General features: G+C 53.9%; 11 protein-coding genes. 5 read left to right on the top strand and 6 right to left on the bottom strand.

From position 1 onward, the window contains the following. Positions 1-3: 3 nt before the first annotated feature. Positions 4-2,286 carry a family 20 glycosylhydrolase gene (locus tag CLV58_RS18880; RefSeq protein WP_106139383.1) on the top strand — a complete coding sequence of 761 codons (2,283 nt, stop codon included), beginning with the start codon at positions 4-6 and terminating at the stop codon, positions 2,284-2,286. A gap of 90 nt (positions 2,287-2,376) precedes the next feature. Here CLV58_RS18880 and CLV58_RS18875 read toward each other — a convergent pair whose 3' ends face one another. Then, a complete protein-coding gene (locus CLV58_RS18875) occupies positions 2,377-3,102 on the bottom strand; it encodes a DUF3784 domain-containing protein (RefSeq protein WP_106139382.1) in 726 nt (241 codons plus the stop codon). 187 nt (positions 3,103-3,289) lie between these two features. Between CLV58_RS18875 and CLV58_RS28435 the strand changes: the two genes are divergently transcribed. Further along, positions 3,290-3,451, top strand: coding sequence for a hypothetical protein (locus CLV58_RS28435; protein WP_170108740.1), 162 nt, complete (start codon positions 3,290-3,292; stop codon positions 3,449-3,451). Further along, entirely contained in the window at positions 3,448-3,855 is a 408-nt protein-coding gene (locus CLV58_RS18870) for a type II toxin-antitoxin system VapC family toxin (RefSeq protein WP_106139381.1), read from the top strand. The genes CLV58_RS28435 and CLV58_RS18870 overlap by 4 nt, the downstream gene beginning before the upstream one ends. A 178-nt stretch (positions 3,856-4,033) precedes the next feature. On the opposite strand, the gene CLV58_RS18865 is transcribed toward CLV58_RS18870, so the two are convergent. After that, positions 4,034-4,651, bottom strand: a complete 618-nt coding sequence (locus CLV58_RS18865; protein WP_106139380.1) for a PDDEXK family nuclease — start codon at positions 4,649-4,651, stop codon at positions 4,034-4,036. 74 nt (positions 4,652-4,725) lie between these two features. After that, the gene (locus CLV58_RS18860; RefSeq protein WP_106139379.1) at positions 4,726-5,907 is read right to left on the bottom strand and encodes a cysteine desulfurase family protein; all 1,182 of its coding nucleotides are present in this window, start codon (positions 5,905-5,907) and stop codon (positions 4,726-4,728) included. Positions 5,908-6,078: 171 nt separating this feature from the next. Here CLV58_RS18860 and CLV58_RS18855 point away from each other — a divergent pair, with 171 nt between their 5' ends. Beyond that, on the top strand, positions 6,079-6,969 hold the full coding sequence (locus tag CLV58_RS18855; RefSeq protein ID WP_106139378.1) for a mechanosensitive ion channel family protein: 891 nt from the start codon (positions 6,079-6,081) through the stop codon (positions 6,967-6,969). Here the strand turns inward: CLV58_RS18855 and CLV58_RS18850 are convergent. From CLV58_RS18850 to CLV58_RS18840, 3 genes are all read right to left on the bottom strand, one after another. Further along, a complete protein-coding gene (locus tag CLV58_RS18850) occupies positions 6,941-9,385 on the bottom strand; it encodes a CotH kinase family protein (RefSeq protein ID WP_170108739.1) in 2,445 nt (814 codons plus the stop codon). The genes CLV58_RS18855 and CLV58_RS18850 overlap by 29 nt on opposite strands. 313 nt (positions 9,386-9,698) lie before the next feature. Then, a complete protein-coding gene (gene pgl, locus CLV58_RS18845; RefSeq protein ID WP_106139376.1) occupies positions 9,699-10,421 on the bottom strand; it encodes a 6-phosphogluconolactonase in 723 nt (240 codons plus the stop codon). 135 nt (positions 10,422-10,556) lie between these two features. Then, on the bottom strand, positions 10,557-10,892 hold the full coding sequence (locus tag CLV58_RS18840; protein ID WP_106139375.1) for a cupin domain-containing protein: 336 nt from the start codon (positions 10,890-10,892) through the stop codon (positions 10,557-10,559). Positions 10,893-11,168: 276 nt separating this feature from the next. Here CLV58_RS18840 and CLV58_RS18835 point away from each other — a divergent pair, with 276 nt between their 5' ends. Continuing rightward, the gene (locus CLV58_RS18835; protein WP_106139374.1) at positions 11,169-13,307 is read left to right on the top strand and encodes a nitrite/sulfite reductase; all 2,139 of its coding nucleotides are present in this window, start codon (positions 11,169-11,171) and stop codon (positions 13,305-13,307) included. The last annotated feature ends 17 nt before the right edge of the window (positions 13,308-13,324 follow it).

The following is a 13,324-nucleotide window of genomic DNA, read 5'->3' as shown; positions in this document are numbered from 1 at the left end:
AGCATGCAAAAACCCATCATCACTGTAGTCGCGATTCTGCTCACAGCCCTTAGCCTCAACGCGCAGGATACGTCGCCCCGTTACCCACTCATTCCGTACCCGACCGCGCTTCGTCCGGCAACAGGTCAGTTTACCGTCACCGCGAAAACCCCCGTCGTCTCCGCCGATAAACGCTTCAGCAACGAAGCGGGCCAACTACGAACCCTACTCGAAAGTGGACTGGGCAAAACGCTGCCTACCATGGGTAGCGGCCCCCGAATCGTACTACAGCACGACCCGTCTGTCACGGCGGCCGAAGGGTACGCATTGACCATTACCCCGCAGCAGGTGACGCTGAAAGCCGCGCAGCCGGTGGGGATGTTCCGCGCCGTACAGACGATCCGGCAACTGCTGCCCGTCAGCGTGGAGAAGCCGGGCACAACCGTTGCATCGCTACCACTACCCGCTGTTACGATTCAGGATCAGCCTGCCTACAACTGGCGGGGCATGCACCTCGACGTGTCGCGCCATTTCTTTTCCATCGACTACCTACGCGAGTTCATCGACCGGCTGGCGCTGTACAAATTCAACAAATTCCACCTCCACCTCACCGACGATCAGGGCTGGCGACTGGAGATCAAAGCGTACCCCAAGCTGACGAGCGAAGGGGCCTGGCGTACCTACAACAACCAGGATTCGGTGGTGCTGAAGCGCGCCCAGACCAACCCCGATTTCGATCTACCCAAGCAATTCCTACGGCAGCAGAACGGTAAAACGCAGTACGGTGGCTTCTACACGCAGGCCCAGATGCGTGACCTGATTGCGTACGCTGCCGCCCGACACGTGGAGATCATCCCCGAAATCGATATGCCGGGTCACCTGAGTGCGGCCATCAACGCCTATCCGATGCTGAGCTGCACCGGCCAATCGGGTTGGGGCAAAACGTTTTCGGTACCCATCTGCCCCTGCAACGAACCGACGTACACGTTTATGGAAACGGTGCTGAGTGAAGTAATTGCGCTGTTTCCCAGTCCGTACGTGCACATCGGTGCCGACGAAGTCGAGAAGTCGACCTGGTCGCAGACACCGGCCTGTCAGGAGCTAATGAAGCGCGAAGGCATTAAAAACGTCGAGGAGTTGCAAAGCTACTTCGTGCACCGCATGGAGCGCTTTGTGCAGTCGAAAGGCAAGAAACTCATGGTCTGGGACGATGCGCTCGAAGGGGGGCTGAAGCCGTCGACGGCCGTCATGTACTGGCGCAGCTGGGTCAAGGATGCGCCACAGAAAGCGGCCCGCAACGGGAACGACGTCGTCATGACGCCCGTCAGCACGCTCTACTTCGACAGCCCGCCGGGTAGTCAGTCGGTCGAAAATGTGTACAAGCTGGCGGTCGTACCGGAGGGCGTTACCCCGCAACGGGCCAACCAGTTTCTGGGCGCACAGGCCAACACCTGGACCGAATACATTCCCACGGAAAACCGCGTCGACTACATGACCATGCCCCGCATGACGGCGCTGTCCGAAGTCGTCTGGACAGGCAAGAAAGACTATCCGTCGTTTCAGCAACGGCTGTTGCCCCACCTTCTGCGGATGGAGCAACTGGGCATTCACTACCGCCTGCCCGACCTGTCGGGCTTCGCCGAAGAAAACGTGTTTGTTGACAAGGCCACGCTCCGTATTCGCAAACCACTCGACAGCTACATTCTCCGCTACACAACCGACGGCAACCAACCGCAGGCCACGTCGCCCACCCTACCCGACGGTCTGGTGATCGACAAACCGCAGACGGTCAGCGTAGCCGCCTTTACGCCATCGGGGGTGCGGGGCGACGTGTATACGCTGCGCTACCAGCAACAGGCTTATGCCAATCCGGTTACGGTAAGTGCTCCGAAAGCGGGGTTACAGGTCCGTTATTTCAAGAAAGCGTTCCGCAAAGTTGCCGAGATGCAGCCGCTGACCGCCGACAGCACGTTCACGACGACTAACCTTCTGGTACCGTCCTCGGTCAACGCCCCCAGCTTCGGCCTGCAATACCGGGGTTACCTGACTGTGCCAGAAACCGGCGTCTACAGCTTCTTCTACACCTGCGACGACGGGGGTGTGCTGCACATCGCCGACCGGCTCGTCGTTGACAATGACGGTAACCATTTCCCCATCGAAAAAAGCGGGCAGGTAGCCCTCAGCAAAGGCGCTCATCCGTTCTCCGCCGACTTTATCGAAGGGGGTGGCGGCTTCACGCTCAAACTCAAATACAGTCTGAACGGCTCCGCCCCGCAGGACATACCCGACAGTTGGTTTTCTCACTAACAAACTGGGCCGGACATTGTGTCCGGCCCAGTTTGTTGATACACTGTTTCAGTCGACTACAGCTACAGTTGTTGCTCCACTTATCGTATCTTATTGCTTCGCGACCAGCCATCGCCCGACCTCATCGCTCACCGTTTGCATATTCAGCGTATCGTGGTTGTAGTACACATCGCCTTTGGCCGTCTCAAGCAGCAGGTACGGGCGCTTCGTTTTGTTGACGAAGAGAAAGACGGACTTACCGCCTTTTACCTTGAAACGTCCTTTGGCGTAGTCACCGCCGGAAAAACCGTTGGCCCGATACGCGATCGGAGGCAATTCATTCACCACCCGCTGTCGGTAAACAGCCTGTCGGTTCAGGCTAAATCCGTAATCGCCCGTGATCTCCAGTTGATGCTGATGCAGCACCAGTCGGTTACTTTCGTAGGCGGTCGTGCTGAGCTTCAATACGCTGATGGACGCGACGACCAGCACCCCTACAAACAAGTTTGTAGACCACGCTGACTTTGCTACTGCCCTGTAAAACGAAGCCGTTTTAACGGAGAAATAGCTGTAAGCTACCAGCGGAAACAGCGTCACAAACTGACTGGCCCAGTTGGCATTGAGCAAGTGTAACAGACAGGCACCAGCCAATAATGATACCGCCAGAACGAAATGAAACCGCCTGAAAAACCGCAGGTACGCCGTAATGTCGACGGCCTGCCGCTCCTGCTCAGTCATCGTGTTATACCCCGATAACAGATACGACGCATTGTCTTTCGTTACGATAAAGCCAATGGCACCAAAAATTACCGACAGAAGTAAGGCAACAGGCAGCATAGTCAGTTAAGGTAAGTAACACGTAGAATCCCCCAAAAGCTGAGTAGTATCAATCTTTACACGTCTGTTTAGCCAAGTGGCCCAACGATAACGATGACAGCTGCTGCCTGCCAACGGAGAGATTCCCGTACAGACGCACTAAGTTATTGGCTTTTTCGTTACATTTTTGCCCAGTAAACGTATCCACATGCAAACCCGTACAAACCATACCGTACAGGATAACAAGCCTGTCGCTACTAAAAAGCAGACCACCACTCGACCTGACGGAAAACCCAAAGTCAAGATGGGTACCGGTAAGGCTGTACTCTTTATGTCGGATACGCTGTTTGATGACGATTTGAAGGAATGAAGGGTTATCTACTGGATGCGCATATCTTCCTTAACGCCTACAGCAAACCCGAGAAAATTAGCCGAAAAATAACTCGGATAATCATGGGTAGCAGCCCCAAGTATATCAGTGCGATTTCGTTGATTGAGATCGCTCAGCTATTTGAAACAAAGCCCAAGGAAATCAAGGCCACGGCTCCATTATCAACATTTATCGATCAAGCATTGAGCGATTTGCAAGTGCAGGTCCTAGCTATCACGACTGACCACGCCCAGCGATTTTACGAAATTCAGTTGGTAGAAGAACATCGCGACCCTTTTGACCGCATTATCATTGCTCAGGCAGCCAGCACAGGCTTTACGGTTTTATCAGACGATCGTAAGTTTGCTCATTATCCCATCAGCCTGCTGTCAAATCGGGATTGACTTGTCGAACGAGCAGGAAAATTACTTTCGCTTTGCCTGACTGGGATACTTCTCGTATCGACCAACGACCAAAGTGCAAACTAAATCATGAGAGCCTGACTATCGAGCAAGTATCAGCTACTGCCTGTCCCGTCTGGTGAGATAAGAGCAGCACGCTGGCATTCCACCCGACAAGCATTTAGGCGAAGGAAGAGCCTTTTTTCGTGAGATAGGCCCCGATATTGAAACGGACGCCGTTCAGTACGTCAATGTCTTTATGCCAGTCCTTGATTTGCCAGTCGGCGTCTTGTGTGGCTACAGTGACTTTCTTAGCCTGCGTCGTAACCCAGATTACTTTCTCGACGCCAAAATTCAGCAACTTCTGGGTCTTCTGGAAAATATAGCTATCCGTATCAATGTCAGTAGGATCGGCGGTAATGTCGACTTCGATGACAACACGTGGCGGTACCTGCGCGTAAAATTCATCGATAGCATCGATCGGCAACGTGGCGTTGTCGAAAATAAGAATATCGCCAGCTAGATTACTGCGCTTATCAAGATGAATACCTGTTTCGCTCGACAAAATAGTGAACGTATCGTCGCTCAATTGGGTAAATAGCAAGCGTTGTATATATGCTATTACAAATGACTGCAAAGTGCTCGATCCCATTATCTCTGCATACGTTTTTGTGCCTGCCAATACCTCCCGATAGCCTTTGTAATGAATCGGCTTACCGTCCAATATTTCGTAGATGAGGTATTCGGGTACGGTCAAACGCGGCTTCTTCACCTGCACGCCCGATTTTGTCGCGATCATTGTTTCCCGGTTCTTGTCAGTTCAATATAAGCCAATTTGCCAATGAAGTCAACACGCGATGCGGCTGATGGCCGTTACAGCGTCAGTTCTTTCTGGTAAAGGCCAACCAGGGTATCGACAGCGTAGTCTATTTCGGCGGTGGTGTTGTATTTACCGAACGAGAACCGTACGTAGCCCCGACTCGCATCGATGCCCGGCAGCGCAGCCAGCACGTGCGACCCGACATTGGACCCGCTCGAACAGGCCGAGCCACCCGAGGCTGAAATTCGGGCGATATCGAGGTTGAACAGCAGCATGTCGTTCAACTCCGACGCCGGCAGGCTGACGTTCAATACCGTGTACAGGCTACTGTCGATATTGGCCGAGTCGCCGTTGAACGACACGCCGGGCAGTCCCTCGCGCAGTCGTTCGATCATGCGCCGTTTCAGACTGGTGATGTGCTGCTTATGCTGGTCCATTTCAGCGTAAGCAATCTCAAGGGCTTTAGCAAGGCCGACGATGCCGTAGACGTTCTCCGTTCCCCCCCGCATGTTACGCTCCTGCGCGCCACCGTAGATGAACGGGTGAATTTTCGTGTCGGCGTTGACGTACAGAAAACCAACTCCTTTCGGACCGTGGAATTTGTGACCGGCCCCCACGATAAAATCGACCGGCAGGGTTTGCAGATCGTGTCGGAAGTGGCCCATCGTCTGCACCGTATCCGAATGAAAGATAGCATCATAGGCGCGGCACAACTCCCCTACCCGTTCGATGGGCAGCAGGTTGGCAATCTCGTTGTTACCGTGCATGAGCGACACCAGCGACCGGGCCGAGGGACCACCCGCAATCCGGTGTTCGCGCAGGAGTTTCTCCAGGTGATTCAGGTCGATGTGCCCCTGCTCATCGATATCGACCATACTAAGCCGGATGGTACCTGCCTGCGCCAGATGTTGCAGCGTGTGCAGGACGGCATGGTGTTCGAGGGGCGAGGTGATGGCGTGGGTCAGTCCGAAGGTGTCGATACTGCTCCGAATGGCCGTGTTGTCGGCTTCGGTCCCCCCTGACGTAAAGAAAATTTCAGCGGGTGAGGTGTTGAGCAGCGACGCCACCGTCTTGCGCGCTTTCTCGATCGCCGTCCTGACCTGTCGCCCGTGGCTGTGAATCGACGAAGGGTTGCCAAACTGCTCCGTCATCAGGGGCAACATGGCCTCCAGCACGGCCGGATCGAGTTTGGTAGTGGCAGCATTATCGAGGTAAACGGGCGACGTGGTGGTCATAACAGCTACGTTGGTACTTAGTTTGTCAACGCGCAAAATTACGACGAAGTTGCCGCCCGGCCTACCAAATCCTGCCCGACTCTGGTACGAATCTGACCAGTCAGGCTTGCTTTTCGGGGAAAACACTAGCCAGTGCCTGTCGGTTACTTCGACAGTACATCCTCACTACTTATGGATTTTTCACAAGCTGCGGATCTGATTTACGCAGAACTAGTGCACTGGAGCCGGGCGGGTATCAAACTCATCCCCAACCTCGGCCTGGCGATTCTCATTCTTATCGTTTTTTCGTTTCTCTCCCGCTGGGTAAGCCGCTGGGGTGTACGGGGTTTGAACCGGGTCAGCCACAACGTTTCCCTCATCAACCTGGCGGGTGCCCTGGCCCGGGTCCTGCTAATGGCCGTCGGCCTGTTTATCGCACTCGGCGTACTGGGACTCGACAAAACGGTGGCCTCCCTGCTGACGGGGGCTGGTATTCTGGCCCTCGCCGTCGGGTTCGCCTTTCAGGACCTGACGGCCAATTTCATTTCAGGGGCCATGATCGCGCTGGCCCGCCCGATTCAGGTTGGCGACACCGTTGAAACGAACGGCTATACCGGTAAGGTTATCGACATCAAACTACGGTCGGTCGTGATCGACAACGGGCAGGGGCAAACGGTCGAGATTCCCAGTAAAGACGTTTTCCAGAAACCGATCACCAACTACTCGCGGATCGGGCAGCGCCGAATCGAGCTGGCTGCCAACGTATCGTACCTCGACGACCTGGACCGCACACAGCAAGTGGCGCAGCAGGCTGTTCGACAATTGCCGTTTGTCCTGCCCGAACGCCCCGTCGATCTATACTATAAAGCCTTTGGCGACAATTCGATTCAGTTTGTCGTCTGGTTCTGGATCGACCCGATCAAAACAAGCCCTATGGCCGCGTCCAGCGAAGGCATGAAAGCAATCAAAAAAGCGTTTTCTGCCAACCAGATTACGCTGTTCTTCCCGACCATCACATTCGACCTCAAGCAAAAAATGGACGAGTCCAGGGTAGTTAGTTCAAAGCATTTGCGCCAGTCATAACGCGAATGCTTAGTTGATCTTCATCATCTTCACCGTTGGCAGTACCATTTCCCGGAGTCGAATCGGGATCGTGCTGATCTGCCTGAAGAATCTGGGCGGCTATTGTCTTATGGCCTACATCAGCGGCTTGCACAACGCAGGAGAGCTGACGTTTCTCTCCTGCGGCTAACGACACAGCTGCGTTGGTTAATTTATTGCCAGCAGCAACGAAGCCATCTCCGCTAACAAACGAAAGACCGTCGGGTAACGTCAGTTCAGTAACGACGCCGGTAGCCCCTAGTCCACCACGGTTGTGTACCTCTATCGTAAGCGTTATCTGTCCGTTTACGGGGCAGTATAGTCGATCAGCAGCCAGTCTTAGGCTTAAATCTGCCGAAGCCGAGTCTGGTTTGGGCTGGTTCGATTGTACCGCAGGCAACGCATGCTGGTATGGGTTTGGCGATTCATTGACCGACGCACTTTCTCCGGCTGTTCGAATGCTCGTCAACGCCATGTCATCTTCGCCATCACCGGTTCCGCTCCCAGGCTCACTGTCGGGATCAAGGGTACCGCTACTTAGTACCTGCACTGCGTTTCTGTAGGTGGCGGCAACAGTCGGCTGCACGTCATAGGTGAACAAGATTGTCTGCCCCGCTTTAACACTATCAACGGCCATATCAACGACAGAGTTACTAACCGTTACGCTGCCTTCTACCACCGACAGGAAGCCAATACCAGCCGGCAACCTATTTTGCAACCGGACATTTCGGGCTGTGGCCGGCCCGTCATTAGTCAGCCCGATCGTAAGCCGAGCGCGTTGCCCAATAGCCATAACGGATGCATCGCTGTATTGCATAACCGATAGATCGGCCATAGCGGTTGTGCTATCGCCAGGCACTACTGTAACCAATAAAGGAGTCGACGCAGGGCTTTTACAATTTGTGGCCGTCGTTTGCACACAAACGGCCGTATAGGAAGTAGTCTGTGCAGGAGCTGTTACAAGCGTATTGCCTGTCGCTCCGGTATTCCAGGTAGTTGTGTAGGCACAGCCGATGGCTGTCAGCGTAACTGACTGTCCCTGCGTGACGGTCGACGAAGTAGCCATGATCGTCGGAGCCACCTGGTTTGAACATACATCAGGAAATTCAGTAAAATAGCCATCCAGATACGCTAATCGTCGATCGATCCAGTTTGTGGCGTATGTAGTTTCATCGGCTATATCTGGCGTCGGCCACAGCCGGCCCTCCCGGCTGTAGGCTCCATCGTTTACCAGCCGCTGCACATTTGTAGTTAAACTGCCTTTGAGCGCTGCTGCGTCGAAGATATTCTTCCGCAAAGCGAACCACCGCGTTTTTGCGCGCTCTTTAAACGAACCGGGATTGACCCGCAATAACTTCTCATACAAGCCATTGCTCAGGATATATGTTGTCACGTCGTCCCGGTAACCAGCCCACATGTTGCCCAGCGTACCATCGAGGTCCCAGGGAACATAGATATACGGTTCGTCCTCTTTATAACGGGCGATGTACAGGTTTTTCCCCCGGTTATCAGCGGCCCTGACCAAGTTAAGAAACAGAAAGTAATCGATCAGGTTATCGGTCTGCCAGCGCGCATTCAGGCCGCTTTTAAACTGCTCATCGGTACTGTTGACGACAAAGTTGGTCAGCCCATACAGATTCGTCCAGAACGTTGTATCGTTGGGATACTTGAGTTCGTAGCCAGCCCAGGTGTCGCGGTTGGCATCACTGAGCGACGGCACACCCGTGAAGAGGGTTGCGTCCGTCCAATCCACTGATTTATACAGTTCACCGCGCACCATACCATTGCTGCTCGTCTTTTTCAGCTTCAGCTGTTTCCGGTCTATCGGTTCAGTCAGCAGATACAGACCCGTATAAACGCCATTCAAAAAGACGTCGACGTAGCGTGTACGAATGCCCGGTACGGCATCGGCCTCCTGACTGGCATAGTAGAGTTTGTGCATCTTCAGCCAAAGTGCATACGACGTTACATTGTTGACGCGCAGTGGTTCAGTATACATGGCCAGCAACAGCCATTCGCTATCTTCCCGCATACCAAACAGGGCAGTGTCTTTTGTGCTTTTCCCCGTTGAGTCCGTGTAGAAGACGACTTTATACGATTTTTTGGGTAATGTGCTGGTATATGCCCCCCGAATCGATACCGCTGACCATTTTAGTCGGGTCTTACCTGTCGTGTCAGCGATTGTCAGCTTCGTCATGATAGCCGGGCTGCTCACGATGTCTCTTCCCCGCGTCTGAACGTTTATCATGGGTAGCGACGTGAACATCAGCGAGTAGCTAACGCCATTACGATCAACGGAATAAAAGACACCCCGTTTCAGGGCAGTGATGCTATCGGGAAAGGTATATACCTGATCAAGTGTAACCGATAGAGGCTTTGTACCCGTGGTGGCAGGCAATTTATTGCAAAGGATCAGTTTATTCGTTGCATCAATGCGGTATCGATCGGCAGAAATGGATTGAGCGGTAACTGTAATTGAAGCGCATGTAGTTACTAAAAGCAAAAAAACGATTAACTGTCGTATCAATATATTCGTTATGAACATGTGTGTATTTTAGAATCTTCAAAAATAATGATCGTGTGGTAATGTCGGTCCGAATAATCTTTCTATATGACAATAAAATAGTACAAAAGAAAAGTCTGCTCTGCCAGCTATTATGACACCGGCGGAGCAGACAGGTTACTTAAAATTATCTATTTTTAAATATTAGTTACTCAAGATCAGCAGCGGCTTTCTCGTCGACGAGCCAGATCAGTTCGCCGTCGGTCGGCTTGATCTGCTGCGATGGATACACGTCCGGGTTATAATCGCCTTCGAGTACTTCCTTCAGCGGTGCGGCCTTTTTCGGCCCTGCTACCAGAAAGAGTACGCACTTCGCCCGGTTCACGATGGGTGCTGTCAGCGTCAGTCGGTACATATCCTGTTTTGTCAGGAAATAAGCTGCCGTCCAGGCCGTTTGCTCATGAACGACCTCCGTACCGGGAAATAACGACAAGGTGTGTCCATCGTCACCCATGCCCAGCAGCACCAGGTCGAACGTCGGGCCGGTGTCGCCGAAGTACTCGTGTAGCACACGGTCGTAGTCAGCAGCGGCTTCGGCCGGCTCCAGCTCCGTTTTCCAGACGTGAATCTGCTCTTCGGGTGTGTACACGTGCCCCAATAAGGTGTCGTAAGCCATGCCGGCATTGCTTTGCTCGTCGTCGATGGGCACATAGCGCTCATCGCCCCAAAATACGTGCAACTGCGCCCAGGGTATCTGTTCGACATAAGGCGCTTTCGCCAGCAGCTCATGCAGTGCCTTCGGTGTGCTTCCGCCCGACAACGCAATCGTAAACCGGTCCTGCGTTTTCAGGACGTCGGTGATCCGCTTCGTAATCAGGTCGGCAGCGGCTTTCGCCAGATCAGTCGGGTTTTTCTTGATAATCAGATCCATAAAATTCGGTATTCAGTTTACGGTATTCGGTCTTCGGTTTACAGTTCACGGATATTTCTCGATTCAGGCAATCACCGCGCCACGGTGGCGACCACCGCGTGGCCACCGTAAACCGAAAACTGTAAACCGAATTCCTCACAAAAAATCGTCCCGCATAGGGGTAAAGCTATCGATCAGCATGCCGGCTTCGAGGCATTCGGCTCCATGCCAGACGTTTGACGGTATGTAAAACGCGTCGCCCTGCCGGAGTTCGCGTGTTTCGTCGCCAATGGTTATCCTGAATACACCACTCGCGACGTACGACATTTGTACATGAACGTGGCGGTGTACGGCGCCAATGCCACCATCCTCGAACGCTACTTTGACGACCATCATGTCGGGCTCGTAGACCATTGTCTTGCGCTTTACGCCGTCGGCCGTCGACTCCCAGGTCAGCGAGTCGTCATCAACAAAAAGGGAAGATTGGGGCATCGTATAGTCGGGATTACGCTTCGTGTCAATACGGCTGATCTGCTTACCAGAAGACGAAAGTAGGCAGTTAGGCTTTCGTTATCCAACTCATTTTGTCTATCCCCCACTAAATAACTTCCCTTTATCGGCCATAACCAATCGTTATAGTCGGTCGGAACCCGGAAAAGGCGCACATGTGTTACTATTGTACTAGCACTACACTCACTCGTACGCCGGCCCATCCCCGGCGTTTCGTTTTAATATATTAGTTGATTAAGTCTATAGACAATTAGCATTATGACCCTTGACATCAGCGACCGCGTAAGTCCTGCCGCCCGGCGTGATATTCTCGATCTCGACCGCCGAATCAATGCGTTTCGGGCTGGCGACATTGCCGACGAAGCCTTCCGCAAATTTCGGCTCACCCGGGGCGTCTATGGACAGCGTCAGCCGGGGGTGCAGATGATCCGCATCAAGCTTCCCCACGGGCGCATCACGGCCGATCAGTTGATCCGCATTGCCGATCTATCGGATAAATACGCTACGGGTAATCTGCACGCAACGACCCGGCAGGATATTCAGCTTCACTTCGTCAAACTGGCTGATTCGCCCCAGCTCTGGGCCGAGTTGGAAGACGCGGGGATCACGCTGAAAGAAGCGTGTGGTAATACTGTCCGCAACGTGACCGGTTCGGCCCGGGCGGGCATCGATCCCCAGGAACCGTTCGACATTACGCCCCATGCCTACGCCATTTTCGACTACTTCCTGCGGAACCCCATCTGTCAGGACATGGGCCGTAAGTTTAAAATTGCCGTCTCGTCCAGCGAAGCTGATTCGGCCTACGGCTACATGCACGACGTCGGTCTGGTGCCGCGCATTCAGGATGGCAAACGCGGCTTTAAGGTAATGCTGGGCGGTGGCCTTGGCGCACAGCCCTTCCCGGCGCAGACAGCTTCCGAGTTTCTGGAAGAAGAGCGCGTGATTCCGTTTATCGAAGGAGTTATCCGCGTGTTCGATCGCTACGGCGAACGGCAGAAACGCCACAAGGCCCGGATGAAGTATCTCCTCAACGACATCGGTCTGGAAGAACTACTCCGGCGCGTGGCCGACGAAACGCCAGCCTTGAAGGTTAAGGAGTTTTCGGTTTCCAGTTCACCGTTTACAGAACCTGAACAGGCCGCGCAGACTACCGAAAACCGTATACCGACTACCGAAAACCCTAAGTATGCAACCTGGCTGAACACCAACGTATTTGAGCAGAAACAGGCGGGCTGGTACGCGGTTCAGTTGCGCGTGCTGCTTGGTGATATGCATTCGGACACGGCGCGGGCGCTGGCACAGGTTGTCAAGAACTACGCTGCCGACGATATCCGCGTAACGGTCAATCAGGGGTACCTGCTTCGGTATGTCCGGCCCGAAAATCTGCCCGCCGTCTTCGATGCGCTCGACGCACTCGGCCTGGCCGAACCGGGCTTCGATACCACCGCCGACATTACGACCTGCCCCGGTACCGACACCTGTAACCTGGCGATTTCGAGCAGCTACGGCATCACCCGGGCGCTGGAAACGATGATGCGCGAAGAGTTTCCGGATCTGGTTTACAACGACGACATCAAGATCAAGATTTCGGGCTGTATGAATGGGTGCGGACAGCATTCCGTGGCCAACATCGGTTATCATGGCTCATCGCTGAAAAATGGGGCTTACGTGTTACCGGCCCTACAGGTCCTGCTGGGTGGTGGTTTCAACGGAAAAGGCGAAGGATTGATTGCCGACAAAGTTATCAAGATCCCGACCAAGCGTGGCCCCGATTCGCTACGGCTGCTGCTGCGTGATTTCGAAGCCCATGCGTTCGACGGCGAATACTACAGCGACTATTACGCTCGGCAGGGTAAGAACTATTTCTATCAGTTGCTCAAGCCGCTGGCTGACCTGAAAACACTGGTCAACACCGACTATATCGACTGGGACCATACGGAACCGTACGTAACGGAAGTGGGCGTTGGTGAGTGCGCCAGCGTACTGATCGATCTGGTCGCTACGACGCTGGACGAAGCCACGGAGAAAGCCAACTGGTCGCGGGAAGCGGTGGCCGATGGCCGATGGGCCGATGCGCTGTACCACGCCTACAACGTTTTCGTGACCGGTGCCAAAGCAGCCCTGATGAGCCGCGACCAGCCCACTAACACGCAGTACGGTATCATCAACGATTTTGATAAGGCGTTTGCCGGTGAGTCGGGCTTCCACGCAACCGAGGGCACGTTCAAAGCGCAGGTTTTCAGCATCAACAAGCAGGAACCAACCGAGACCTTTGCCCGACAGTTCCTGGCCGATGCCGACGCATTTCTACACGCCGTACACGCCTATCGCAATGCGCAGATCGAGCAGGAAGGCCTTCCCGAACTCCACGAACTCGTGCAGGCCAAGGACAGCTAATACGGTTGAATGACTGA

It is taken from the genome of Spirosoma oryzae (genome assembly GCF_003002825.1).
GTDB lineage: Bacteria > Bacteroidota > Bacteroidia > Cytophagales > Spirosomataceae > Spirosoma > Spirosoma oryzae.
Note: the sequence above shows the minus strand (reverse complement) of the source record. Positions and strands in the feature narration are given on the sequence as shown.

Excerpts from the sequence above, each read along its gene's own strand:
- CLV58_RS18880 (WP_106139383.1), top strand. The coding sequence starts at position 4 with ATGCAAAAACCCATCATCACTGTAGTCGCGATTCTGCTCACAGCCCTT.
- CLV58_RS18875 (WP_106139382.1), bottom strand. The coding sequence starts at position 3,102 with ATGCTGCCTGTTGCCTTACTTCTGTCGGTAATTTTTGGTGCCATTGGC.
- CLV58_RS28435 (WP_170108740.1), top strand. The coding sequence starts at position 3,290 with ATGCAAACCCGTACAAACCATACCGTACAGGATAACAAGCCTGTCGCT.
- CLV58_RS18870 (WP_106139381.1), top strand. The coding sequence starts at position 3,448 with ATGAAGGGTTATCTACTGGATGCGCATATCTTCCTTAACGCCTACAGC.
- CLV58_RS18865 (WP_106139380.1), bottom strand. The coding sequence starts at position 4,651 with ATGATCGCGACAAAATCGGGCGTGCAGGTGAAGAAGCCGCGTTTGACC.
- CLV58_RS18860 (WP_106139379.1), bottom strand. The coding sequence starts at position 5,907 with ATGACCACCACGTCGCCCGTTTACCTCGATAATGCTGCCACTACCAAA.
- CLV58_RS18855 (WP_106139378.1), top strand. The coding sequence starts at position 6,079 with ATGGATTTTTCACAAGCTGCGGATCTGATTTACGCAGAACTAGTGCAC.
- pgl (WP_106139376.1), bottom strand. The coding sequence starts at position 10,421 with ATGGATCTGATTATCAAGAAAAACCCGACTGATCTGGCGAAAGCCGCT.
- CLV58_RS18840 (WP_106139375.1), bottom strand. The coding sequence starts at position 10,892 with ATGCCCCAATCTTCCCTTTTTGTTGATGACGACTCGCTGACCTGGGAG.
- CLV58_RS18835 (WP_106139374.1), top strand. The coding sequence starts at position 11,169 with ATGACCCTTGACATCAGCGACCGCGTAAGTCCTGCCGCCCGGCGTGAT.